Origin of the sequence: Streptomyces sp. NPDC102406 (assembly GCF_044765725.1) — a bacterium.
In the GTDB taxonomy this organism is placed as follows: Bacteria; Actinomycetota; Actinomycetes; order Streptomycetales; family Streptomycetaceae; genus Streptomyces.
The window spans coordinates 717,447-742,213 of sequence record NZ_JBIWKP010000003.1; the positions used below are offsets into that span (position 1 = coordinate 717,447).

The 24,767-nt window shown below is 70.7% G+C and carries 14 protein-coding genes and 1 pseudogene; 6 read left to right on the forward strand and 9 right to left on the reverse strand.

Translation table 11 applies throughout. The features are described from left to right. Window positions 1-4: 4 nt before the first annotated feature. Both ACIRF8_RS17195 and ACIRF8_RS17200 read right to left on the reverse strand, forming a co-directional pair. Entirely contained in the window at window positions 5-3,697 is a 3,693-nt protein-coding gene (locus tag ACIRF8_RS17195) for a nitrate reductase subunit alpha (RefSeq protein WP_404215579.1), read from the reverse strand. Between the two features lie 125 nt (window positions 3,698-3,822). Then, window positions 3,823-4,632: a helix-turn-helix domain-containing protein gene (locus tag ACIRF8_RS17200; RefSeq protein ID WP_404215581.1), complete on the reverse strand. Its 810-nt coding sequence runs from the start codon at window positions 4,630-4,632 to the stop codon at window positions 3,823-3,825. Between the two features lie 39 nt (window positions 4,633-4,671). On the opposite strand from ACIRF8_RS17200, the gene ACIRF8_RS17205 reads away from it, so the two are divergent. Then, complete coding sequence (locus ACIRF8_RS17205; RefSeq protein WP_404215583.1) at window positions 4,672-4,977, forward strand: 4a-hydroxytetrahydrobiopterin dehydratase; 306 nt, start codon at window positions 4,672-4,674, stop codon at window positions 4,975-4,977. A gap of 31 nt (window positions 4,978-5,008) precedes the next feature. Here ACIRF8_RS17205 and ACIRF8_RS17210 read toward each other — a convergent pair whose 3' ends face one another. After that, a complete protein-coding gene (locus tag ACIRF8_RS17210; RefSeq protein ID WP_404215585.1) occupies window positions 5,009-5,992 on the reverse strand; it encodes an aldo/keto reductase in 984 nt (327 codons plus the stop codon). 172 nt (window positions 5,993-6,164) lie between these two features. Here ACIRF8_RS17210 and ACIRF8_RS17215 point away from each other — a divergent pair, with 172 nt between their 5' ends. After that, a complete protein-coding gene (locus ACIRF8_RS17215) occupies window positions 6,165-8,051 on the forward strand; it encodes a rhamnogalacturonan lyase (protein ID WP_404215586.1) in 1,887 nt (628 codons plus the stop codon). Window positions 8,052-8,080: 29 nt separating this feature from the next. On the opposite strand, the gene ACIRF8_RS17220 is transcribed toward ACIRF8_RS17215, so the two are convergent. The 3 genes and pseudogenes from ACIRF8_RS17220 to ACIRF8_RS17230 all read right to left on the reverse strand — a co-directional run bounded on the left by ACIRF8_RS17220 (window position 8,081) and on the right by ACIRF8_RS17230 (window position 14,382). Next, entirely contained in the window at window positions 8,081-8,581 is a 501-nt protein-coding gene (locus tag ACIRF8_RS17220) for a hypothetical protein (protein ID WP_404215587.1), read from the reverse strand. Between the two features lie 147 nt (window positions 8,582-8,728). Further along, window positions 8,729-11,374, reverse strand: a pseudogene (locus tag ACIRF8_RS17225) (cellulose binding domain-containing protein). A gap of 104 nt (window positions 11,375-11,478) precedes the next feature. Then, window positions 11,479-14,382, reverse strand: coding sequence for a glycoside hydrolase family 48 protein (locus ACIRF8_RS17230; protein WP_404215589.1), 2,904 nt, complete (start codon window positions 14,380-14,382; stop codon window positions 11,479-11,481). Window positions 14,383-14,669: 287 nt separating this feature from the next. On the opposite strand from ACIRF8_RS17230, the gene ACIRF8_RS17235 reads away from it, so the two are divergent. From ACIRF8_RS17235 to ACIRF8_RS17245, 3 genes are all read left to right on the forward strand, one after another. Next, complete coding sequence (locus ACIRF8_RS17235; RefSeq protein WP_404215591.1) at window positions 14,670-16,196, forward strand: cellulose binding domain-containing protein; 1,527 nt, start codon at window positions 14,670-14,672, stop codon at window positions 16,194-16,196. Window positions 16,197-16,301: 105 nt separating this feature from the next. Further along, window positions 16,302-18,026, forward strand: coding sequence for a glycoside hydrolase family 6 protein (locus tag ACIRF8_RS17240; RefSeq protein WP_404215593.1), 1,725 nt, complete (start codon window positions 16,302-16,304; stop codon window positions 18,024-18,026). 143 nt (window positions 18,027-18,169) lie between these two features. Continuing rightward, window positions 18,170-19,054: a class I SAM-dependent methyltransferase gene (locus ACIRF8_RS17245; protein WP_404215595.1), complete on the forward strand. Its 885-nt coding sequence runs from the start codon at window positions 18,170-18,172 to the stop codon at window positions 19,052-19,054. 66 nt (window positions 19,055-19,120) lie between these two features. Here the strand turns inward: ACIRF8_RS17245 and ACIRF8_RS17250 are convergent, their stop codons facing one another. From ACIRF8_RS17250 to ACIRF8_RS17260, 3 genes are all read right to left on the reverse strand, one after another. Next, entirely contained in the window at window positions 19,121-19,912 is a 792-nt protein-coding gene (locus tag ACIRF8_RS17250; protein ID WP_404215925.1) for an aldo/keto reductase, read from the reverse strand. Window positions 19,913-20,057: 145 nt separating this feature from the next. Then, the gene (locus tag ACIRF8_RS17255; protein ID WP_404215597.1) at window positions 20,058-21,884 is read right to left on the reverse strand and encodes an AMP-dependent synthetase/ligase; all 1,827 of its coding nucleotides are present in this window, start codon (window positions 21,882-21,884) and stop codon (window positions 20,058-20,060) included. Window positions 21,885-22,108: 224 nt separating this feature from the next. Continuing rightward, entirely contained in the window at window positions 22,109-23,593 is a 1,485-nt protein-coding gene (locus tag ACIRF8_RS17260; protein ID WP_404215599.1) for an MFS transporter, read from the reverse strand. A 127-nt stretch (window positions 23,594-23,720) separates the two neighbouring features. On the opposite strand from ACIRF8_RS17260, the gene ACIRF8_RS17265 reads away from it, so the two are divergent. Then, window positions 23,721-24,692 (forward strand): Lrp/AsnC family transcriptional regulator, encoded by a 972-nt coding sequence (locus ACIRF8_RS17265; RefSeq protein WP_404215601.1) that lies wholly within the window; start codon window positions 23,721-23,723, stop codon window positions 24,690-24,692. Window positions 24,693-24,767 lie beyond the last annotated feature (75 nt).

Below are 24,767 nucleotides of genomic sequence, written 5' to 3' on the forward strand. Positions count from 1 at the left end.
GGGTTCAGTACTCCACCTTCTGCGAGCGGCGCCGGATGACGGTGACTTCGTCGCGCTGGTTGCCGGTCGGGCCGAGGTAGTTGAACGCCCACGACAACTGGGCGTAGCCGCCGATGAGATGGGACGGCTTGAGGATGAGCCGGGTCAGCGAGTTGTGGATGCCGCCGCGCCTGCCCGTGGTCTCCGCCCTGGGGACGCCCACGGTGCGTTCCTGCGCGTGGTGCATGTAGACCGTGCCGGCCGGCATGCGGTGCGAGACGACGGCACGGGCGACGACGACGCCGTTGCGGTTCACGGCCTCGATCCAGTCGTTGTCCCGGACCCCGATGGCCTCCGCGTCCTGCGGCGCCATCCAGATCGACTGGCCCCCGCGGGACAGCGCCAGCATGAACAGGTTGTCCTGGTACTCGGAGTGGATCGACCACTTGTTGTGCGGAGTGAGGTAACGGACCGTCACCTCCCGTTCGCCGTCCGGGCCGAGACGCGGTTCACCGAACAGCCGGTTCATGTCGAGCGGCGGCCGGTAGACGGGCAGCGCCTCACCCAGCTCGTGCATCCAGTCGTGGTCGATGAAGAAGTGCTGGCGCCCGGTGAGCGTGTGCCAGGGCTTGGAGTGCTCGGTGTTGAGCGTGAACGCCGTGTACCGGCGGCCCCCCGCCTCGCTGCCCGACCACTCCGGTGAGGTGATCACCGGGACGGGCGCGGCCTGCGTGTCCGCGTACGTGACGCGCTTGCCCTCGTGCTCGGCGGCGAGGTGCGCCATCTCCTGCCCGGTACGCGCCTCCAGGGTGTGGAAGCCCTGAGTGGCGAGGCGGCCGTTGGTCGTCCCGGACAGGGCGAGGATCGTGTTCGCCGCCTTGACCGCCGTGTCGAGCCGGGGCCGGCCGTCGGCGGGGCCGCCGCGCACGACGCCGTTGCGCCCGCGCAACTCCTCGACCTCCCTGTCGGGCATGAGGGTGATGCCCTTGGCAGGCAGGCCCAGCCGCTCGACCAGCGGTCCGAGCGCGGCGAACTTCGCCCCGATCGCCGTGTAGTCGCGCTCGACGACGACGAGGTTCGGCATCGTCCTCCCCGGCACCGGCTCGCACTCGCCCTTGCGCCAGTCCAGGACGACACCGCCGGGCTGCGCGACCTCACCGGGCGTGTCGTGCTGGAGCGGCGCCGCCACCAGGTCCTTGACGACCCCGAGGTGACCGGCGGCCAGCTCGCTGAGCTTCTCCGCGAGCGCCTTGAACGTGTCGAAGTCGGTGCGGGCCTGCCACGGCGGGTCCACGGCCGGGGTGAAGGAGTGCACGTAGGGGTGCATGTCCGTGGAGGACAGGTCGTGCTTCTCGTACCAGGTCGCGGCGGGCAGCACGACGTCGGACAGCAGGGTGGACGACGTCTGGCGGAAGTCGAGCGACAGCAGCAGGTCGAGTTTGCCCTCGGGGGCCTCGTCGCGCCACGTCACCGTCGTGGGCCGCTCGTCGGGCGCCGCCTCCTCGGCGCGCAGCGAGGAGTGCGTACCGAGCAGGTGCTTGGTGAAGTACTCGGCACCCTTCGCGGACGAGCCGAGCAGGTTCGCCCGCCACAGCGTCAGGACCCGGGGCCAGTTCTCCGGAGCGTCGGGGTCCTCGCAGGCGAACTTCAGGGTGCCCGCCTTGAGTTCGGCGACGGTGTCGGCGACCGGGTCCTCCGTGGAGCCGAGCTCCAGCGGACTGCGGTTGAACGTCGGGTACGACGGCATCCAGCCCGAACGCGCCGACAGGGCCAGGCAGTCGGCGCCCGTCATCCCCGTGAAGGCGCCCTTTCCGAGCGGTGAGGCGAGGACGTCCGCGCCGAACCTGTCGTAGCGCCATTGGTCGGTGTTGGTGAACCAGTACGCCGTGCCGATCATCTGGCGCGGCGGCCGTGACCAGTCGTTCGCGGAGGCGAGCGAGGCCCAACCGGTCACCGGACGGCACTTCTCCTGCCCCACGTAGTGCGCCCAGCCGCCGCCGTTCCTGCCCTGGCAGCCGGTGAGCTGGAGCAGGGACAGGAAGCTGCGGTAGATCGTCTCGGAGTGGAACCAGTGGTTGGTGCCCGCCCCCATGAGGATCATGCAGCGGCCCCGCGACCTCTCGGCGGTGGCCGCGAACTCCCGCGCGATCCTGACGCACTTGGCGGCCGGTACGGAGGTGTGGACCTCCTGCCAGGCGGGCGTCCCCGGCGCGTCCGCGTCGTCGTACGAGGCCGCCCACTCACCCGGCAGCCCGTCGCGGCCGACGCCGTACTGGGCGAGGAGCAGATCGAAGACGGTGGTGACCAGCGGGCCGTCCTGCCCGCCGAGCCGCGTCGCCGGAACCCCGCGTCTGATGACCTCGCCGCGGCCCTGCCCGTGCGTGCCCCCGTCGGTGTCGAAGCGGGGCAGCAGCACCTCGACCCCGGCCGCGACGTCACTGCCGTACAGGCTCAACTGCGGTGCGACGGAGCCCAGTTCCAGGTTCCACCTGCCCTTGCCCGACTCGGTCCAGCGGAAGCCCAGCGACCCGTTCGGCACGGTGGGCCGCCCGGTCGCCTCGTCGAGGACGGCCGTCTTCCACTCGGCTCCCTCACCGCCCTGCCCGAGATCCGAGGCCCGCAGGAACTTCGCGGGCACGAAGCCGCCGTCCCTCTCCTCCAGCGTCACCAGGAACGGCAGGTCCGTGAACTTCTTGACGTAGTCGGTGAAGAACGGTGTGCGCCGGTCGACGAAGAACTCCTTGAGGATCACATGCCCCATGGCGAACGCCAGCGCCCCGTCCGTACCCGGATGGGGATGCAGCCACTCGTCGGCGAACTTCGCGTTGTCCGCGTAGTCCGGCGCCACCACCACGACCTTCTGCCCGCGATAACGCGCCTCGGCTATCCAGTGCGCGTCCGGGGTCCGCGTCACCGGCACGTTCGAGCCCCACATCATCAGATACGCGGCATCCCACCAGTCACCCGACTCCGGTACGTCCGTCTGGTCGCCGAAGACCTGCGGCGAGGCCACCGGAAGATCCGCGTACCAGTCGTAGAACGACAGCATCGGCGCGCCGATCAGCGAGTGGAAACGGGCACCGGCGGCATGCGACACCATCGACATCGCGGGGATCGGCGAGAACCCGGCGACGCGGTCGGGCCCGTACGTCTTGATGGTGTGCACCTGCGCGGCCGCGCAGATCTCCACCGCCTCGTCCCAGGTGGCCCGCACCAACCCGCCCTTGCCGCGGGCCTGTTGGTAGGTGCGGCGGCGCTCGGGGTCGTTCTGGATGTCCGCCCACGCAAGGACCGGGTCCCGCAGCCGCGCCTTCGCCTCCCGGTACATCTCCAGGAGCACACCCCGGACGTACGGGTAGCGCACCCGCGTCGGCGAGTACGTGTACCAGGAGAACGCCGCCCCGCGCGGACAGCCGCGCGGCTCGTACTCCGGCCGGTCGGGGCCCACGCTCGGATAGTCCGTCTGCTGGGTCTCCCAGGTGATGATGCCGTCCTTGACGTACACCTTCCACCGGCACGACCCCGTGCAGTTCACGCCGTGGGTCGAGTTCACGACCTTGTCGTGGCTCCACCGGTCCCGGTAGAAGACGTCCCCGTCCCGTCCGCCCTCGATCCGCACACTGTGCAGATCGCCGGAGACCGCCCCCCGCCGGAAGAACCGCCCTGCGCGCAGCAGCGCGGCGTCCGGCTCGGACGGGGGGTGCGTCGTGTCTGTCACCGTGTGCTCCCTCGCGTCGCCGTCCTTCGCACGCTAGGGGCCACCGGGCGGGAGCACCTGCCGACCAGGGCCGTACGAGGGTCACCCGTACGGCCCAACCGGCGCACCGCCCCCGCTCACCGCACTCACCCCACCTCGCTCCGGAGGTACTTGGCCGTCGCGGCGTCGGCCGGGAGCAGGGTCTCGACGGCCAGCTCGGCGACCGTCACGTCCATCGGGGTGTTGAACGTGGAGATCGACGAGACGAACGACAGCACATGCCCGTCGTGCTCGATCACCATGGGCAGCGCGAAGTACGGCACCGGCTCGGCCGGCTCCTCGTCGGCCGCCTCGTCCGGCACCGGGTACGCCGCCACCTCCTCGTACAGCGCCCGCAGCTCCGCCGAGCGCGCCAGCGCGATCTGCCGTTCCATCTGCGCGAGCAGATGCCCGCGCCACTCGCGCAGGTTCCTGATCCGGGGCGCGAGCCCTCGCGGGTGCAGCGTCAGCCGCATCGCGTTCAACGGCCGCTGTGCGAGCAGCTCCTCGGGCAGGGAGGCCAGCAGCGCCGCCAGCCCGCGGTTGGTCGCCACCACGTCGTACGTCGCGTCGACGATCAGCGCCGGATACGGTTCATAGCCGCGCAGCAGCCGCTCCAGACCTTCGCGCAGCGCGCCCATCGACGGGTCGTCGAGCGGCGTCCGGGTGAACCTCGGCGCGTAACCCGCCGCCAGCAGCAAGGAGTTGCGCTCCCGCATCGGCACGTCCAGATGCTCCGCGAGCCGCAAAATCAGCTCCTCGCTCGGCCGCGAGCGGCCCGTCTCCACGAAACTGATGTGCCGCGCCGAGGAGTCCGCGCGCAGCGCCAGCTCCAGTTGGCTGACCCGCCGCCGCTCGCGCCAGCCGCGCAGCAGACGGCCCACCTCGGACGTGTTCCCCCGCGTCGCAGATGTCATGGGGAGACCGTAACGCGGTGCGGGTGGCAGGCTGGGGGCATGCCTACAGAACCGCTCTCCCTGAAGGAGATCGAGGACCGCCTCGCCGAACTGCCCGGCTGGTCACTCGACGGCGACCGCATCATCCGCAGCTACCGTCTGGGCTCGCACTTCGCGGCGACGGCCTTCGTCGTGCACATCGCCCAGATCCAGGAGGAGCTGAACCACCACTCCGACCTCACCCTCGGCTACGACACGGTCACTCTCGCCGTGCACACGCACGACGCGGGCGGCGCCGTGACCCGCAAGGACTTCGAACTCGCCACCCGGGTCGAGGCGTCGGCCGCCGGGCACGGCGCGACCTGACCCCCACCCGGCAGCCACGGAGCGGGCCCGGTCAGACCGCGTCCAGCCGGGCCCGCTCCTCCTGCGTCAGCTCCAGGTCGACCGCGGCCAGGCTCTCCTCGATCTGCGCCACGGACGACGCCCCGACGAGGGGGATCGCCGGGACCTGGGCGCCGATCATCCAGGCCAGCACGACCTGGTTGACAGTGGCCCCCGACGACTTCGCCACCTCGCGCAGCGCCGCCAGCCGGGGCTGTGTGCCGCCGTGGTCGTGCCCTGCGCCGAGCGGCTTGTCCTCCCGTACGTAGGCGCCGCCGAGCAGCGGGGAGTAGGCGACGAGTGCGAGGTCCTCCTCGGCGCGGACCATGGAGAGCAGGTTGCCGTCGGCGGTGCCGAGCTCGCCGTCCGGGGAAAGCGGGCTGGGGGTGTCGATGCGGTGCCGCAGATAACTGTGCTGGTACTGAAGCACCTCGTACCCCGCCAGCCCCTCGGCCCGCGCGATCGCCCGGGCCCGTTCCACCTGCCACGCCCAGTGATTGGACACCCCGAGGAGCCCGACCGTCCCCTCGTCCACCAGCGCCCCGAACGCCCGCACCGTCTCGGCGAGTTCGACCTTCGGGTCCGGGATGTGGGCGTACAGCAGATCCAGCCGCTCCATGCCGAGCCGGGCCGTGCTGCCCGCCACCGCCGACCGGATCGCCGCCGCCGACAGCCCCTCCGCGTTGTCGACGTAGCCGGTGCCGGGCGCGAGGGGCGCCGCGCCCAGCTTGGTGGCGATGACGACCTCGTCGCCGATGCCGCGGCTGCGCCGCCAGTTGCCGAGGACCGTCTCGCTCTCGCCGCCGACGCTGCCCGTCTGCCAGAACGCGTAGTTGTCCGAGGTGTCGACGAACGTGCCGCCCGCCTCGACGTACCGGTCGAGGATCGCGAACGCCGTCCTCTCCTCCGTGACGGTGCCGAAGAGCATGGCGCCGAGGCTGAGCACGCTGACCTCGCGGCGCGTCGCCGGGTCCGTGCCGATGGTGCGGTACTTCATGCGGAGTTCCCCCTCACGGGGCCCGGCCGCCGGGTGCGGGCCGGGCTGTGCGAGGAGTCAACGCGTTGGAGCGCACGCGAAGTCAAGCGCGTCGCACCGGCAACCCGCACCGGCCGGGCGGCGACTGACGGACGTGACCCATCCGCGCGTCCCCACCCCCAGGAGCCCCCACATGCCCGGACCGCACCCGCGTCCCCATGCCCGCCGCAGAGCGCGCCGTCTCCTGCTCGCCACCACCACGGCCGCCGCCCTCGCCGCCGCGGGACTGACCCTGCTGCCCGCCGACCAGGCCTCCGCGGCCACCGCCCGGCAGGCCGAGAAACTGGACCGCGGCCTGGTCAGCGTGCACACCGACGCCGGAAACCTGATCAGTTGGCGCTGGCTCGGCACCGACCCCGACAACGTTTCCTTCAACGTCTACCGCGCCGGTACGAAGGTCAACGCGACCCCGGTCACCGGCTCCACGAACTACTTCCACTCCGGCGCCCCGAACTCCGCCGACTACACGGTCCGGGCGATCGTCAACGGCACCGAGCAGGCCGACTCGGCGCACGCGATCCAGTTCCGCACCGGCTACAAGGACGTACCGATCACCCCGCCCGCGGGCGGCACCACCCCCGACGGCGTCGCCTACACCTACGAGGCCAACGACGCCTCCGTAGGCGACCTGGACGGTGACGGCGTCCTCGAATTCGTCCTCAAGTGGCAGCCCACCAATGCCAAGGACAACTCCCAGTCCGGCTACACCGGCAACACGATCGTCGACGCGGTGAAGCTGGACGGCACCCGGCTGTGGCGCGCCGACCTGGGCAGGAACATCCGCTCGGGCGCGCACTACACCCAGTTTCAGGTGTACGACTACGACGGCGACGGCAAGGCCGAGGTCGCCATGAAGACGGCGGACGGCACGGTCGACGGCAGGGGAGCGGTGATCGGCAGCTCCTCGGCCGACCACCGCAACTCCAGCGGCTACGTGCTCTCGGGCCCCGAGTACCTGACCATGTTCAACGGGCAGACCGGCGCGGCGATGGGCACCGTCGACTACGTCCCCGCGCGCGGCACGGTCTCTTCCTGGGGCGACTCGTACGGCAACCGCGTGGACCGCTTCCTCGCGGGCACGGCCTACCTCGACGGCGCCCGGCCCTCCCTGATCATGGCGCGCGGCTACTACACGCGGTCCGTGATCGCGGCGTGGGACTGGCGCGACGGGAAGTTCACGCGCCGCTGGACCTTCGACACCAGCTCCTCGACCAACAGCGGCAAGGGGTACGACGGCCAGGGCAACCACCAGCTCTCCGTCGCGGACGTCGACGGTGACGGCAAGGACGAGATCGTCTACGGCGCGATGGCCGTCGACGACAACGGCTCGGCCCTGTGGACCACGAAGAACGGCCACGGCGACGCCATGCACGTCGGCGACCTCGACCCGGCCCGGGCGGGCCTGGAGGAGTTCAAGGTCGACGAGGACAGCTCCAAGCCGTCGTCGTGGATGGCCGACGCGAGGACCGGCGCCGTCATCTGGTCGACACCCGCCAACGGCGACAACGGCCGCGGGGTCTCCGGCGACATCTGGTCCGGCAGCGCGGGCGCCGAGTCCTGGTCGTCGTCCGAGTCCGGCGTCCGCAACCCCAAGGGCACGGTCGTCACCTCCCGCAAGCCGTCCTCCACCAACTTCCTGTCCTGGTGGGACGGCGACACCACCCGCGAACTCCTCGACTCCACCCACATCGACAAGTACGGCACGTCGTCCGACACCCGCCTGCTGACCGGCTCCGGCGTCCACGCGAACAACGGCACCAGGGCGACCCCGGCCCTGTCGGGCGACATCCTCGGCGACTGGCGCGAGGAGGTCGTCTGGCCGACCACGAACAACACCGCCCTGCGCATCTACTCGACCCCGACCGAGACCCCGACCCGCATCACCACCCTGCTCCACGACACCCAGTACCGCACGGCCCTGGCCTGGCAGAACACCGCCTACAACCAGCCACCGCACCCGAGCTTCTTCATCGGCGCGGGCATGCCGACAGCCCCGCGTCCCACGATCACGACGCCCTGACCCGCCGGCGTCCCGCTTCCGGCGCCCCCCTACGACCAGCGCCACCTGCCGGAGCTGAACCGGCAGGTGATGGCGGTGCCGCTCGCGGTGGTGGTGGAGGCACCGTGGTCGGCGTTGCGGCAGAACTGGCCGGCCGCGTAGCAGTTGCCGGAGTTCGAGACGATCGAGCACGTCCCGGCCTCGGCGCCACCGCCACCGCCGCTGCCGCTGCCGCCGCCCGTGGAGCCGGACCCCGCGGCGGCCTTGGCGGTGACGGTGGCCGTGACCTTCACGGTCTTCGTGGCGGTCACGGTCGGGGCGGGTTCGGGAGTGCCGGTCGCGGTCTCGGTCGCCGTCGCGGTCGCTGTCGCCGTCGCGGTGACGGTGGTCCTCGGCTTCGCCCCCGCTGCCGCCACCGTGCCGCTGTCGCCGTCCTCGCCGCCGTCACCGGCGGCGCCGATGCCCACGCCCAGGAACATGGCGACACCCAGGGCGGGGAGCACGATGCGCTTGCGTGCCCATCTCGGCGCGGGTCTGTGCGGATCGGTCATGGTGTCCCCCTGGTGGTGAGGGGAGCGAGCCTAGGGCGCCGCACGCGAAGTGTGTAGAGAGCATGGAGGACTGGTATCTGTTTTGTGACAGTGGCCGCGACCGGCCGGTCGCGGCGAGGCGCCCGGCCGGTCATGGTCACGGTCCGCTCAGCGTGCCGCGCACTCCTTGCCGCCCACCGTGAAGGCCGCGGGTTTCGTGTTCGTCGCCGATCGGCTTCCGGTGAAGCCGAAGGAGACCGAGCTGCCCGCCGCCACCTTGCCGTTCCAGCCCACGTTCTTCGCCGTGACGGCCGAACCCGTCTGCGCTACACCGGCGTTCCACGCCTGCGTGACCTTCTGGCCGTCGGCGAACGTCCAGTTCAGGGACCAGCCGTCCCATCCGGAGGACCCCGTGTTCGACACCGTCACGTCCGCCTGGAAACCGCCCGGCCACTCGTTGGTGACCTTGTACGAGACCGTGCAGGCGCCTGATCCCGAGCCGCCGTCGCCCGGCCCCGGCGTGTCCGCCGAGTCCCCGTAGATGACGCCGCGCCCGTTCGTCGACACGTAGACCCGGCCGAAGACGCGCGGGTCGCCCGTGATCGCCGCGCCCGTCCAGCCCCACTGGTGCGCGCTGTCGTTGATCCGGGTCCAGGTCGCGCCCGCGTCCGTGGAGCGGAAGATCCCTCGGACACCGCCGATCTTCGCGCTCGTGAACAGCGTCTGATAACCGGCGCCCGGCGCCGCCTTGCCGAAGCCGATCGTGTCCGCCTGGTCGACGGCCGGCAGCTTGGTGAAGGTGCCCCCGCCGTCCGTCGAGTGCCACAGACCGTACGCGCCCTGCGCCGAACCGCCCGCCAGCCAGATGTCGCCCTTCGCTCCGGGCACCGCCTTGAACCGTACGGGCCCGTCCGCCGGGAGCCCGCTCGACGCCTTCGCCGTGAAGGTCGCCCCGCCGTCCGAACTGGCGTAGAAGACACCCGCCTTGAAGGCGTAGAAGGTCTTGGCGTCCGCGCGGTCCGCTTCCACCACCGCCCCCGCGGGCACCCCGCTCGACGCCGTCCACGATCCACCCGAGCCCGTCTGCACGCCCGCGCCCTCCGGACTCTACACGTACCGACCGCCGTCCGCCGACACCGCGACGGTGCCGCCGCCCGTGACCCCCGCGGGGTCGCTGCCCGGCGACCACGTGGCGCCGTTGTCGGCCGAGAAGGCGACATGCGCACCGGAGTCGGCGTTGCCGGAGCGCACCACCACGTCCGGCTTGGACTCGGCGAAGTCCAGGCTCGTCGTCGTGGTGAAGTTCGGGTTCGTGAACATCATCGACGGAACCTTCGTCAGGTCCGTGTGGCGGAACCCGCCGATGTCACCGAGCGCGCTCAGCAGCGGCGCGCCGGACGGCGGGGACGCCAGATCGTTGACCGCGGTCTCCTCCAGCCCCTTCACCATCGGAGTGATGGAGAAGGTGCCGCCCGTGTCCCACTTCCCGAGGTCCTCGGTGCCGTAGACCGTCGCGCCCGTCCCGTACATCATCCGGTCCGAGTCGAAGGGGTCGATCTCCAGCGCCTCCGTCATCCAGCCCAGCTTCGGCGACTGCTCCGGCGGTGCCGGGTTCGCGCCCCAGGTCAGCCAGGGCGAGGAGGAGACGTCCATCGTGTAGCGGTTGGTGCGGTTCGGATACGAGGAGTAGTCCCACGCCTTCGTCCACGTACCGCCGCTGTCCGTGGAGCGGAAGATCATCGTGTCCGGGTACCAGGAGCTGTAGCCGGACACCATGACCGTGCCCGGGTGCTGCCGGTCGACGGTCAGCCCGCTGAAGCCGTAGTACGTGTCCGCCTCCGCGACCGGGCTGATGTCCTTCCACTCGCCGGTCCTGGTCGCGTACCGCCGGACCTGGCCCTTTCCCCCGTCGTACGGGCCTCCCGTGTCGCTGTACGCGAGATAGAGGTAGCCGTTCTCGCTGTCCAGGACGCCCTTGTGGGCGAGGTACCCGGTGGGCTGGCCGGCCAGCCGCTGCCAGGTGGCGCCCGCGTCCGTCGAGCGGTACACCGCGTTGTCCTTGTCGGCCACGCCCGCGTAGATCGTCTGTGTCCGGGACGTGCCCGAGCCCGTCGACTCGTCGAACGTCACCCACACCACGCCCTGGAGGTCGGAGGCGTAGCCCGACGTGTCGGACGGGTCCTGCCGGTAGGTGCCCGGGTTCGGGAACGCGGTGACCTGCGACCAGCTCACGCCCGCGTCCGTGGACCGCCACAGGCCCTTGCCGCTGGGCGCGCCCAGGTACAGCACCTTGTTGTCGTGCGGGTCGACGGCGAGGCGTTCGCCCATGCCGCGCCCCGGCATGTTGCCGCCGAGCTTGAAGGGCAGGTCCGTCTTCTTCCAGGTGGCGCCGCGGTCGGCGGAGCGCAGGACCGCGCCGTTGCCGGGGTCCCAGTCGTTGGTGTACGTGCCGACGGCCGCGTACACCCTGTTCGGGTCCACGGCGTCGGAGGCCAGGGAGGCGACGCCCGTGTGGCCCCAGTCGTCCCAGCCGACCGAGTCGAGCAGCGGGGTCCAGGATCTCGTCGGCTGGTCCCAGCGGTAGGCGCCGCCGATGTCGGTACGGGCGTAGGCGAGGTTCTTCTCGGCGCGGTTGAAGACGATGCCGGGGACGAAGCCGCCGCCGTCGATCCGGGCGTTCTTCCAGGCGTACGTGTCGGCGGCCACGGCGGCCCGGGGCGCGGCGGGGGGATCGGCCGCGGTGGCCGCGCCGGTCGTCAACAGGCCCGCCACGAGGGTGAGGACGCCTGCCACGAGCAAGCGGGGTCTGCGCATGAGGTCTCCAGGGGGGAGGAGCGGGAGCAGGACAGAGGGCCGGGCGGACCCCGGGGAGGGGGCCCGCCCGGCCCGTGTGCACGGAGCCGCTGTTCAGCGGGGCGTTATTCGAGCAGCTCCGCGTACGAACCCATGGCGAGCGCGATGTCCGCCTGGGCCCAGAACCGGTGGTACGTGAACGTCGGTGCCGCGCCGCCCGCCAAGTAGGCCTCGACCTTCGGCCAGTTGGGGTCGTCCTTGTAGAAGGAGCGCAGCGAGGAGAAGGTCGACGAGGAGTTGATCGCGTCGCCGTTCGGCATCGTGCCCGTCCAGCCGCTGGGCACGTAGACCGGGTCGTCGAACCGGCTGTAGTCGGTCCGCGTCTCCGGTACGGCGATGCCCAGCGCGTCCTGGTTGTGCGCCCACATGCCGTCGAGCAGCGCCTTCGCCGTCGTCTTCGCCTCCGTGTCACCGGACTTGGCGGCGTAGTACGTCAGGGTCTTCGCGTACGCCGCGGCGACACCGACGTCGTTCGTGTAGTCGGCGACCGTGACGTGCAGCCCCGTGTTGCCACCGGGGGCCGAGGCGTTCCAGGTGTCGGGCTTGCCCGACCACTGGAGCGTCGAGGGGATACGGAACGTGCCGTCGGGGTTGACGGTCGTCTTGGACAGGGCCCAGTCGACCCACTTGTCCAGGACCACCTTGGCGTCGGCGTCACCCGTCTGCTGGTAGTACTCGGCGACACGCTCCATCGACCACGCCTGGAAGCCGAACCACTGGTTCGACGGCGGGTCGTGGTAGACCGGTGCCTCGTCGTAGTACATGCCGTAGAAGGTGGGCGTGCCGGACGGCGGGGTGCCGTAGCTGCCGCCCCAACTGTTCGTGGCACCACCCGCGATGGCACCCTCGTCCGACTGGAGCCAGCGGTAGAACTCCAGTTGTCGGTCCAGCGACTTGGCCCAGTCCGCCTGTCCCGTCGCCGACTTGGGCTTCAGGTCGGCGGCCGAGGAGAGCGCGTAGGCGGCGAGGGGGTTCTGGTAGCCGCCGTGCGTGTGGCTGGAGCCGATGCGCCAGGCCCAGCCCGCCGAGGTGTCGGTCGCGCCGCCCCAGGCGTAGTACCAGGACATCAGGTAGTGCGAGGCGTCCTTGCCGGTACCGGCCGGGCACGTCGTCGGTCCGACGCAGTTCCCCACCTTCTTGAAGTACTTGTCGTACATCGAGTACCGCAGGTAGTCGCCCATCTTGGCGGCCTTGCCGACGGTCGCCGACACCTCCGAGCCCTTACCCTGCTGCTTGGCCCACACGTCGGCCCAGTACGCGGCCTGCACGGCCCGCGCGTCGGCGTCCGGCGCGTTGGTGAACTTCCACTGCTTGGCGTAGGAGGAGTCGCCGGTGAACAGGTCCAGGTACCCGTTCTTGCCGCCGTACTTGAAGGCGTCGCACGTCGGTTGCGGCACCGTCTCCCACACCGACTCCTGCGCGCCGCGCTGGAACGTGTTGATGTAGGAAGGACCGGTGGCGGTCGGACCCGCCTCGCACTTGCCGGGTTCGTTGCCGTAGCCGTAGACGTTGTCGACGTCCTGGAGCCAGTGCATGCCGTACACGTCGTCCGTGCCGTACGCGCTCTTCAGCTCCGCCGCGATCGGGTCGGGGCCGACGGAGACCGCCGGGTCGAGCCTGGCCGGGTACTGCGACGGCAGATCGTGCTCGGGCGCGTACGTCGCGGGCTTCGAGGCGTTGTACGAGGAGTTCGTCGGCTGGTCCGCGTGCGTGGGGATCATGTACTTCTCCATGAGGCCCCACGCCCCGTTGAACTTCGACCAGTCGCCGCTGACCTTGCCGTACATGGCCTGGAGCCACAGGAGGTAGCTGTACGCCTCCGACGTCGTCTCGTGGCCGTGGTCCGGCGCCTCGACGATCAGTGTCTCCACGGAGTGGTACGGGACGCCCTCGGGCGAGAAGTAGCCGTTGGCCGGGTTGGTGATCTTCCCGTAGAGGTCGAGGAAACGGGCATCGTACGTCTTGGACCCGGCGAGCTGGGTGGCCGTGACCGTGGCCTTGGTGTGGCCCAGGGCCGACACCGTGAAGGTGGCCGCGCCCGTCCCGGAGGAGTCGGCCGCGAGCGTCACCTTCTGCGCCGTGCTCCAGTTCGACGGGGTGAAGGTCAGGCTCCCGCCGGAGGAGACGGACAGGCCGGTGTTGCCGCTCGTGCGGGCCACCGTGACCGTGACGTTCGACGCCGGCTGCGTCGACAGCTTCACGTCGAAGGTGCCGCTCTTGCCCTGCTGGATGCCGAGCTGGGACGGCGTGGCGACCACGGCGGGACCCGCCGCGACCGTGATGCCGACCGGCGTCGACTCACCGGCCGCGCCCTGGCTGTCGTACGCCTTCGCGTACAGGGAGTGCGTTCCGGTCGCCAGGCCGCTCGTGCCCAGCTCGTACGGTGCGGTCGTGTCCGTGCCGAGCAGGGCCGCGTCGTCGTAGAACTCGACCTTGTCGACGGTCGCTCCGTCGGCCGCCGCCGCGGTCGCCGCGAGCGGGACCGTGTCCCCCGCCGCGTAGACCGCGCCGGCCTTCGGGCTGGTGAGTACCGCGACCGGGGGTTGATGGGCACCGGCGCAGGTCGTGCCGTTGATCGCGAAATCGGTGGGGGCTGAATTCGCGCCACTGTAGGTGAATTGCGCGCCTGCCGAGGCGGCGGCGCCGACCGCGATCTTGGAGTTGTACGAGAGACTTTTCGCGCTGACCGTTTTTCCGGACTGCGACCAGGTCGCGTTCCAGCCGTTGGCCAGTTTCTGGTTTCCGCCGTAGCTGTAGCTGAGGGTCCAGCCGTCGATCGCCGCGGTGCCGCGGTTGGTGATCGTCACCTCGGCCGTGAAGCCGGAGCCCCAGTCGTTGGTCTTGTAGTCGATGCTGCACGCAACTGCCGCTGCTTCAGCGGACGTTGGCAGTGCCGCGAGGGTGGCGAGCGGTAGTGCCAGGGTGGCCGCGACAGCGGTCCACAGCCGCCGGGCCGATCTCTTGGGCATGCCCTGGTTCCTCCTTGCGGTTCGTGGGGAGCGGGGACGGAAGGGGGCGGGAAGTGACGTGGGCGTCACAACCTGTGAACCAGTGGGAGCGCTCCCAAGGATGGGGACGAGGTAATTGGGGGTCAAGAGGGTTGAAGAGTCGAATTAATTCGACAGCAAGAATTCGTAACTCCTCTGTTGCTTGACGGCAGTTCCTTCTCTACAGTCCAGCAGCAACCAGTGGGAGCGGTTCCATCAGTGGACGCGCCGGCCTGTGCCGGTCGCGCCCGAGCTGCAAGGAGTCGCTCATGCACCACCCCCCGCTCCATGCGTTACGTGCAACTCTGCTCGTCTGTGCCGTCTCGGCGGCCACGCTCGTCCCCCTGACCACCGCCGCCTCGGCGGCTGCCCCCGCCTGCACGGTGGAGTACTCCGTCACCGGGCAGTGGGCCGACGGCTTCCAGGGCGCGGTCAAGGTCGTCAACAACGGTGCGCCCACAGACCGTTGGAGTCTGACCTTCTCCTTCGCCGACGGGCAGAAGGTCACCCAGGGCTGGTCCGCGAAGTGGTCCCAGTCCGGCACGGCCGTGACCGCGGCCAACGAGTCCTGGAACGGTGCGCTGCCCTCGGGCGGGAGCGTGTCCGCCGGGTTCATCGGGTCGTGGTCGGGCACCAACACGGCGCCGACCGGCTTCAAGCTGAACGGCACCACGTGCACCACCGACGACACCGACCCGACGGATCCGACCGACCCGACGGATCCGACCGATCCGACGGATCCGACGGATCCGACCGACCCGACGGACCCGGGTGGCGACGGCGTGGCCCCGGCCCTGAAGGTCTCGGGGAACAAGCTCGTCGACACCTCCGGCGCCACCCGCCGGATCCTCGGCGTGAACCGCTCCGGCGCCGAGTTCATGTGCGTACAGGGCTACGGGATCTTCGACGGCCCGGTCGACGACGCGTCCGTCGCGGCGATCGCCGACTGGAAGGCCAACGCCGTCCGGATCCCGCTCAACGAGGAGTGCTGGCTGGGCCTTGACAACATCAAGCCCGAGTACGGGGGCGTCAACTACCAGAACGCGATCAAGGAGTTGGTGACCAAGGTCAAAGCCCACGGCATGACGCCGATCCTGGAGATGCACTGGTCCTACGGCCAGTACACCGGGAACTCGGCGGGCTGCACCGACCTCCACGCCACCTGCCAGAAGCCGATGCCGGACGCCCGCTACGCGCCCCGTTTCTGGTCCTCGGTGGCAACCGCCTACAAGGACGATCCGGCCGTCGTCCTCGACCTCTTCAACGAGCCGTATCCGGACCGCGCGACCTCGAACCTCGCGGACGCCTGGGCCTGCTGGAAGGACGGCGGGACCTGCCCCGGCATCGGCTACGAGGTCGCCGGCATGCAGGACCTTGTCGACGCGGTACGCGCCACCGGGGCGAAGAACGTGATCCTCGCGGGCGGCCTCGCCTACTCCAACGACCTCGGGCAGTGGCTCGCCCACCGGCCCGACGACCCGGCCGGCCATCTCGCCGCGGCCTGGCACGTCTACAACTTCAACACCTGCGCCACCGAGAGCTGCTGGGACTCCACGCTCGCGCCCGTCGCGGCGCAGGTCCCGCTGGTGGCGGGGGAGATCGGCGAGAACACCTGCTCGCACGGTTTCGTCGACCGCGTCATGAAGTGGTTCGACGACCGGAAGCTGTCGTACCTCGGCTGGACCTGGAACACCTGGGACTGCTCCTCCGGGCCGTCCCTGATCAGCTCCTACGACGGCACACCGACCCCGTTCGGGATCGGCCTGCGCGACCACCTGCGCGGCCTGTCCGGATGACCACCCGGCGGCCCACCGGCCGCACCCACCCCACGGACCGCTCCGACCCCCCGATCCATCCCCGCACAACAACCCCTCACCACCCAGAAAGGGACACCGCACACCATGAGCCGTAGCAGAACGCGAGCCGGGACCACCCTGCTCGCCGCCCTCACCCTCACCGGCGCCGCCTGTGCCGGCACCGCCGCCGCGCTCCCCGCAGATGTCGCCGTGGGCGCCGCCGCAGCCGCGTGCAGCGTCGACTACAAGGTGCAGAACCAATGGGGCAGTGGCTTCACCACCGCCGTCACCGTCACCAACAACGGCGCCGCCGTGAACGGCTGGAACCTCACCTGGACCTTCGCGGGCGACCAGAAGGTCTCCAACGGCTGGAACGCCGACCTCTCCCAGTCCGGTGCGAACGTCACCGCCAAGAACGCCTCCTACAACGGCTCCCTCGCCACCGGCGCCTCCGCGTCCTTCGGCTTCAACGCGTCCTACAGCGGCACCAACGCCGTCCCGGCCACGTTCAAGCTGAACGGCGTGACCTGCAACGGGGCCACCGATCCGACGGACCCGACGGACCCGACCGACCCGGGCACCAAGGTCGACAACCCGTACGCCGGCGCCAAGGTGTACGTGAACCCGGAGTGGTCGCAGAAGGCCGCCGCCGAACCCGGTGGCACCAAGATCTCCAACCAGCCCACCGGCGTCTGGCTCGACCGTATCGCCGCCATCAACGGCGTCGGCGACGGCATGGGCCTGCGCGACCACCTCGACGCGGCCCTCAGCCAGAAGGGCAGCGGCGAAGAAGTCGTCCAGTTGGTCGTCTACGACCTTCCCGGCCGCGACTGCGCCGCCCTCGCCTCCAACGGCGAGCTCGGCCCGACCGAGATCGACAAGTACAAGAGCGACTTCATCGACCCGATCGCCGCGATCCTCAAGGACCCGAAGTACGCGGGCCTGCGCATCGTCACGACGATCGAGATCGACTCGCTGCCCAACCTCGTCACCAACGTCAGCGGCCGTCCCACGGCCACGCCCAACTGCGATGTGATGAAGGCGAACGGGAACTACCAGAAGGGCGTCGGCTACGCCCTGGACAAGCTCGGGGACATCCCGAACGTCTACAACTACATCGACGCCGGTCACCACGGCTGGCTCGGCTGGGACGACAACTTCAACGCCTCCGCCGAACTGTTCAAGAGCACGGCCTCCAGCAACGGCGCCAAGCTGTCCGACGTCCACGGCTTCATCGTGAACACGGCCAACTACAGCGCCCTCAAGGAAACCAACTTCACCATCGACGACTCGGTCAACGGGACCTCGGTGCGCCAGTCCAAGTGGGTCGACTGGAACCGCTACACGGACGAGCTGTCGTACGCCCAGGCCATGCGCACCAAGCTGGTCTCGCTCGGCTTCGACCAGAACCTCGGCATGCTGATCGACACCTCCCGCAACGGCTGGGGCGGCGCCGCCCGGCCCGCCGGTCCGGGTGTGAAGACCACGGTCGACACATACGTCGACGGCGGGCGCATCGACCGGCGCATCCACCTCGGCAACTGGTGCAACCAGTCCGGCGCGGGCCTCGGTGAGCGGCCGAAGGCCAGCCCGGCCACCGGGATCGACGCCTACGTGTGGATGAAGCCGCCGGGGGAGTCCGACGGTTCGAGCTCCGCCATCGACAACGACGAGGGCAAGGGCTTCGACCGCATGTGCGACCCGACGTACACCGGTAACGCGCGCAACAACAACAACATGTCCGGGGCGCTGCCGAACGCGCCGGTCGCGGGACACTGGTTCTCCGCGCAGTTCCAGGAGCTCATGAAGAACGCCTACCCCGCGCTGTAGGCACCTCGCGCTCCGCCGGGGTCCGGGCCTCCCGCCCGGGTCCCGGCGGAGCGTTTTGCGCGAACGGCAAGCTGACTTGCCCACACGCCCGCCGTCCGCGCAGGCTGGAGCCACATCGCGGGCTCGAAGGGCGGCGAAGGCGCATGGCACACGGCCACCACCAGCAGGGGAACTCCCCGCACACAGCTACCCATCCGGACTGGGCCGACATGATCCCGTACCTGGAGCGCACCGCGGAGGTCCACGCGCCGCTGTACACGCAGGCCCTCGACTGGCTGCGCGCCTCGCGGCCGGGCGGCACCCGGCTGATCGTCGACGCGGGCAGCGGCCCCGGCGCCGTCTCCCGGCAACTGGCCGCGGCCTTCCCCGGGGCGCGGGTCGTCGCCGCCGATCCGGAGGAGGCACTGCTGGCCCGCGCGGCCGAACGCGCCGCGGAGGCAGGGCTCGCCGACCGGCTCAGCACCCTGCGGGTCGAACTCCCGGCGCAGAGCGCCCGGTTGCCGGAAGCGGACCTGATCTGGGCGGCCCGTTCCCTGCACCACGTCGGTGACCAGCGGACCGCGGTCGCCGCGCTCGCCGGGCGGCTCGCGCCGGGCGGCACCCTCGCGCTCGTCGAGGGCGGTCTGCCCTGGCGCTGCCTGCCGCGCGACTTCGGCCTCGGCCGGCCCGGCCTCCAGGCCCGCCTGGACGTCCTGGAGGAGGAGCGGTTCGCCGGGATGCGGTCCGCCCTGCCCGATGCCAGGAGGGACACGGAGGACTGGGCGGCCCTGCTGACGGACGCGGGCCTGGCGGGGGCGAGCAGCCGCACCTTCCTCCTCGATCTGCCCGCGCCGTTGTCGCCGGACGCCCGCGCACTCCTCGTCGAACTGTGGACGCGGCGCCGCGACGGCTTCGAGGACTTCCTGACGCCCGGGGACGCCGAGGTGCTGGACCGCCTCGTCGACCCTGCGGACCCCCTGAGCCTGCACCGACGCGACGACCTGTTCCTGCTGACGGCGCACACGGTGCACACGGCCGTACGCGCCTGACGAGGCCACCGGCGCGCAGACCCCGACAGGTTCTCGCCGGTGGCCCCGGAAAGTGGTGGCGAAGGCTCAGGCCACGTCGAAGGTCGCCGGGTCCGGGCCGAGTCGCCGGTCCTCGTTGAGCGCGCTGATCGCGCCGAGGTCCTCGGTGTCCAGCTCGAAGCCGAACACGTCGATGTTCTCCTTGATCCGCGACGGCGTCACGGACTTGGGGATCACCACGTTGCCCAGCTCGATGTGCCAGCGCAGCACGATCTGCGCGGGCGTACGGCCGTGCTTGCGCGCGATCGCCACGATCGCCGGAACCTCCAGGAGGCCCTTGCCCTGGCCGAGCGGCGACCAGGCCTCGGTCGCGATGCCCAGCTCCGCGTGCTTCTCGCGGGAGGCGCGCTGCTGGAGGTGCGGGTGGAGCTCGATCTGGTTGACGGCCGGGACGACGGAGGTCTCGGCGGTCAGCCGGTCGAGGTGCTCGGGCAGGAAGTTCGAGACGCCGATCGCCTTGGCGCGGCCGTCCGCGTGGATCTTCTCGAACGCCTTGTACGTCTCCACGTAACGGTCCTTGGACGGCAGCGGCCAGTGGATCAGGTACAGGTCCACGTAGTCGAGGCCCAGCTTGTCGAGCGAGGTGTCGAAGGCGCGCAGGGTCGCGTCGTGGCCCTGGTCGGCGTTCCACAGCTTCGTCGTGACGAAGAGGTCCTCGCGGGGCAGTCCTGACGCGGCGATCGCCTTGCCGGTGCCCTCCTCGTTGCCGTAGATGGCCGCCGTGTCGATGCTGCGGTACCCGGCCTCCAGCGCCGTCGTCACGGCCTGCTCGGCCTCGTCGTCCGGTACCTGCCACACGCCGAAACCGAGCTGCGGCATCTCGGTGCCGTTGTTCAGGATGATCGGGGGGACCTTGCTCACGAGGTGTCGATCCTTAAGTCGTCGGTTGGTACTCCCATGGTCAATGATCACAGGCGTACCCGCATTCCTTCCAGCATGCCAGTCACGTATGTGAATGTGGGGGTCACGTCCGGTAGAGGGCGTCGACCTCCGTGGCGTACGCCGTCTCGATCGACTTCCGCTTCAGCTTCAGCGACGGTGTGAGCAGCCCGCGCTCCTCGGTGAACTGATGGGCCAGGATGCGGAACGTGCGGATCGACTCCGCCTGCGAGACGAGGGTGTTGGCGGCGACCACCGCACGCCGCACCTCCATCTCCAGGTCACCGTCGCGCACCAGGTCCGCGGGGGTCATCAACTGCTTGCCGCGCATGCCGAGCCAGTGCTCGACGGCCTCCGAGTCGAGCGTGACGAGCGCCGCGATGTAGGGGCGGTCGTTGCCCACGACGATGCACTGCGCGACGAGCGGATGGTCACGGACCCGCTCCTCCAACTGCTGCGGCGAGACGCTCTTGCCGCCGGACGTCACCAGGATCTCCTTCTTGCGCCCGGTGATGGTGAGATAACCGTCCTCGTCGAGGGCGCCCAGGTCACCGGTGGCGAGCCAGCCGTCGTGCAGGGCGGCGTCCGTCGCCTTGGGGTCGTTGAGATAGCCCTGGAAGATGTTGGCGCCGTACAGCCAGATCTCGCCGTCGTCCGCGATGTGGACCGTCGTGCCCGGAATGGGCTTGCCGACCGTGCCGTAGCGGGTCTGCTCGGGCGGGTTCGCGGCAGCCGCCGCCGTCGACTCGGTCAGTCCGTAGCCCTCGTAGATGGCGACACCCGCGCCCGCGAAGAACAGGCCGAGCCGCCGGTCCATGGCCGAGCCGCCGGACATCGCCTGCCGCACCCGGCCGCCCATCGCCTCGCGCACCTTGGAGTACACCAGCTTGTCGAAGACGGAGTGCTGCATGCGCAGCGACGCCGAGGGTCCGGGCCCGGTACCGAACGCCTTGGCCTCCTGCGCGTCCGCGTACTTCACCGCGCACTCCACGGCCTTGTCGAAGGCGCCCGCCCGGCCCTCCTTCTCGGCCTTGCGGCGGGCCGCGTTGAAGACCTTCTCGAAGATGTACGGCACCGCGAGGATGAAGGTCGGCTTGAACGCCTGGAGGTCGGGGAGCAGCGCCGCCGCGTTGAGCTGCGGCTGGTGCGCCAGTTTCACACCGCCGCGCACCGCGGCGACCTGCACCATCCGTCCGAAGACGTGCGCCAGCGGCAGAAAGAGCAGGGTGGACGCCACGTGGTCCCGCTTGGAGGCGAAGACCGGTTCCCAGCGGGCCACCATCGTGTCCGCCTCGAACATGAAGTTGGCGTGCGAGATGACGCAGCCCTTGGGGCGGCCCGTCGTGCCCGAGGTGTAGATGATGGTGGCGGTCGAGTCCGGGGTGACCGCGCGGCGGTGCCGGTGCACCGTCTCGTCGTCGATGTGGGTGCCGGCCGCCGTCACCTCGCCGACCGCGTCCGCGTCCAACTGCCACAGCCGCCGCAGGTGCGGCAGCCGGTCGATGACCGTGGCGATGGTCATGGCATGGTCCTCGTGCTCCACGATCGCGGCCGTCACCTGCGCGTCGTAGAGCATCCAGAAGACCTGCTCGGCGGAGGACGTGGGATAGATCGGCACGACCTGGGCGCCGACGGTCCACAGCGCGAAGTCGAACAGCGTCCACTCGTAGCGCGTGGGGGACATGATCGCGACGCGGTCGCCGAACCGGATCCCCTCGGCGAGCAGGCCCTTGGCCAGGGCCAGCACCTCGTCACGGAACTGGGCCGCGGTGACGTCGTGCCACCGGTTCTGCTTGTCCTTGCGGCCGAAGGAGATGTGTGAGGGGTCCTCCAGGGCGTGCTCGAAGACGGCGTCGGCCAGGCCGCCCACCGGCGGCGCCGTCGCCAGGGCGGGGTTGGTGAACTCGCGCAAAGTTGCTCCTTGTGGCGCTCCGCACAGGTCGGTGACGGTACCCGACCGCGCGTCCCGGCGGGAGGGGTGGCAAGTCGCCGGAAGCGCGCGGAATATGCACAGGTCAGCCGGTTAAATGCGGCCACAAGGGAAGGTGTGGGACAGAATACTTACGCTCCAGTAAGTTTCGGTGGCGTAATCTCCCGGCCCTCTTCACGGGCCTCCACGGAATCTGTACGGAGAGGTCACCGAGGCGCGCCGACCGCCTTTTTGGGCGGAGTGGTCGCTTCCGCAAGAGGCGCCGCGGGCGACCGTACCAGGACGAGCACGGCCAGGCCCGCGACGATCGCCACGCAACCGGCCAGCACGAAAGACGCGTTGAGGCCCTGTGCGAAGGCCGTGTGAAGGGCCTGCTCCGGCAGCCGCCCGCGCAGACCGTCCGCCCCGCCGCCGGCGAGCGCGTGCGCCGCCCCGCGCGGCAGCGTGTCCTGCATCCGCGAGATCACCACGGTGCCGAAGACCGCGATGCCGAGCGCGTACCCGAGCTGGCGGAAGGTGTTGAGCGAGCCGCCCGCCATGCCCGCCCTGGCCGGCTCCACCGTGGCGAGGGCGGCGCCCGCGATCCCCGGGGACACGAGCCCGACCCCGATACCGGTGAGCAGCAGCCCCGGGACCAGCGCGGACCAGGTCGAACCGGCGTCGAGCACCGCCTGGCAGCACAGCCCGACCCCGATCAGCACCAGCCCGCCGCCGACCGTGATCCGCGCCGGTACCCCGTGCAGCAGCTTCCCGCCGGCGATCGCCACCACCATCGACGCCCCGGACAGCGACAGGAACACCAGGCCGCCGTGGACCGGGTCCATCCCGAGCAGTGTCTGCAACCACAGCGAGGTGTACGGCAGCACGCCGAACGCCGCCGCGTTGAAGGCGAACGCGCCCACCATCACCCCCACGAAGGCGGGCCTGCGCAGCAGCGCCAGATCCAGCATCGGGTGCGCGGAGCGCCGCTCCACGACCACGAAGGCCACCAGGGCCACGGCGGCCCCCGCCAGCGCGAGGAGCGCGCCCCGCTCGCCCCAGCCGCGCTCCCCGGCCCGGATGACGCCGAACGTCGCCCCCGCCGCGAACGCCGCGAACGTCGCGGTCCCGGCCCAGTCGATGCGCCGGCCCCGCGGCCCGCGCGACTCCGGCACCACCCTCAGCGTCAGCCACACCGCGGCGACACTGACCGGCAGATTGACCCAGAAGATCCACCGCCACCCCGGCCCCTCGGTCAGCAGCCCGCCGAGCACCGGCCCGACGGCGGCGGCGCCACCGCTCACCGCGCCGAACACACCGAGCGCGACGGAGCGCCGCCGCCCCTGGTACACGGAGCCGATGAGCGGCAGTGTCGTCGCGAACATCGCCGCGGCGCCCACGCCCTGCACGACCCGTGCGGTGACGAGCATCCCCGGCCCGTTCGCGAGCCCGCACACCAGCGAGGCGAGCGCGAACACCACCACGCCGACCACGTGCGTGCGGCGCCGCCCGAGGATGTCCGCCGCCGCGCCGGTCCCGAGCAGCAGCGCGGCGAGCGCCAGCGCGTATCCGTCCATCACCCACTGGAGATCGCTGAGTGAGGCATGCAACGCGCCCGCCATGTCCGGCAGCGCGACCACGGCTATGGACACGTCAAGCAGCAGCATGAACGTCCCCAGGCAGACCGCGGTCAGGGTCCCCCATGTACGCATCTCGATTCCGGCCTTCCGTCTCGTTCCCTCGTCCGTCATTGCTTCCGTACGATGGGCCGATGACGGCCGAACACCATGATCGGCAGCCCTGCATCGACGGAACCCGACAACAGAAGGGGGTATCGAGATGGATTCCGCCCCCTTCGACGCACTCGAACTGAAGATCCTCCAAGCCCTGGAGATCGACGGCCGCGCCCCCTTCAGCCGCATCGCCGAGGTCGTCGGCGTCTCCGACCAGACCGTGGCCCGCCGCTACCGCAGGCTCGTCGCGAGCGGCGGCCTGCGCGTCGTCGGCCTCCAGGACAGCCACCTGCTCGGCCACGACAGTTGGATGCTGCGCCTGCGCTGCGCCCCCGAGGGCGCCGAGACCATCGCGGCGGCCCTGGCCCGCCGCCCGGACACGGCATGGATCGGCCTGACGTCCGGTGGCACGGAGGTCGTCTGCATCACGGTGCCGCGCACCCCCGGCGACCACGACGACCTGCTCCTCGGCAAACTGCCGCGCACCCCCCACATCGTGGAGATCCGTGCCCTGCAGATGCTGCACCGGTACTTCGGCGGCCCCGAGGGCTGGCTGCGCAAGCACGGGCTGCTCACCGCCGCCCAGGCGAAGGCGCTGCGCCCGCCGCCGCCCACGGCGGAACCGGCACTGCCCACCCCGGACGACGCCGCCCTGCTCGCCGCCCTCAAACGGGACGGCCGCGCCACCTACCCCGAACTCCAGCGCGCCACCGGCAGATCGGAGTCGGCCGTCAAACGCCGCCTCGCCCAGCTCCTCGCCTCCGGGGCCTGCTACATCGACATCGAGTACGACACGTCACGCCTGGGCTACGGCGTCGCGGCCGTCCTGTGGATCACCGCGGCCCCGCGCCACCTGCACACGGTCGGCCGCGCACTCGCCCAGCACCAGGAGATCGCCTACGCCGCCGCGACCGCGGGCCCCTCGAACGTGGTCGTCACCGCGGTCGCCCGCGACACCGCCGACCTCTACGCGTACGTCAGCGGAAAGCTCGGCCACCTGGAGGGCGTCGAGCACGTGGAGACGGCCCCGTTCTCGCGCCGGGTGAAGCAACTGACGTACCGCCCGCCGGTCCGCTGAGCCGCCGGGCGCGGGGGCGACGCCACACGGGCACCATCGGGCCGCCCGGTGCAGCCGGTCCCCGCCGGCCAGAAT

Bases quoted from the DNA above. Each gene is read 5' to 3' on its own strand.
- ACIRF8_RS17245 (WP_404215595.1), top strand. From the start codon at position 18,170: ATGGCACACGGCCACCACCAGCAGGGGAACTCCCCGCACACAGCTACC.
- ACIRF8_RS17250 (WP_404215925.1), bottom strand. From the start codon at position 19,912: ATGCCGCAGCTCGGTTTCGGCGTGTGGCAGGTACCGGACGACGAGGCC.
- ACIRF8_RS17265 (WP_404215601.1), top strand. From the start codon at position 23,721: ATGGATTCCGCCCCCTTCGACGCACTCGAACTGAAGATCCTCCAAGCC.
- ACIRF8_RS17235 (WP_404215591.1), top strand. From the start codon at position 14,670: ATGCACCACCCCCCGCTCCATGCGTTACGTGCAACTCTGCTCGTCTGT.
- ACIRF8_RS17200 (WP_404215581.1), bottom strand. From the start codon at position 4,632: ATGACATCTGCGACGCGGGGGAACACGTCCGAGGTGGGCCGTCTGCTG.
- ACIRF8_RS17205 (WP_404215583.1), top strand. From the start codon at position 4,672: ATGCCTACAGAACCGCTCTCCCTGAAGGAGATCGAGGACCGCCTCGCC.
- ACIRF8_RS17260 (WP_404215599.1), bottom strand. From the start codon at position 23,593: ATGCGTACATGGGGGACCCTGACCGCGGTCTGCCTGGGGACGTTCATG.
- ACIRF8_RS17240 (WP_404215593.1), top strand. From the start codon at position 16,302: ATGAGCCGTAGCAGAACGCGAGCCGGGACCACCCTGCTCGCCGCCCTC.
- ACIRF8_RS17220 (WP_404215587.1), bottom strand. From the start codon at position 8,581: ATGACCGATCCGCACAGACCCGCGCCGAGATGGGCACGCAAGCGCATC.
- ACIRF8_RS17215 (WP_404215586.1), top strand. From the start codon at position 6,165: ATGCCCGGACCGCACCCGCGTCCCCATGCCCGCCGCAGAGCGCGCCGT.
- ACIRF8_RS17230 (WP_404215589.1), bottom strand. From the start codon at position 14,382: ATGCCCAAGAGATCGGCCCGGCGGCTGTGGACCGCTGTCGCGGCCACC.
- ACIRF8_RS17210 (WP_404215585.1), bottom strand. From the start codon at position 5,992: ATGAAGTACCGCACCATCGGCACGGACCCGGCGACGCGCCGCGAGGTC.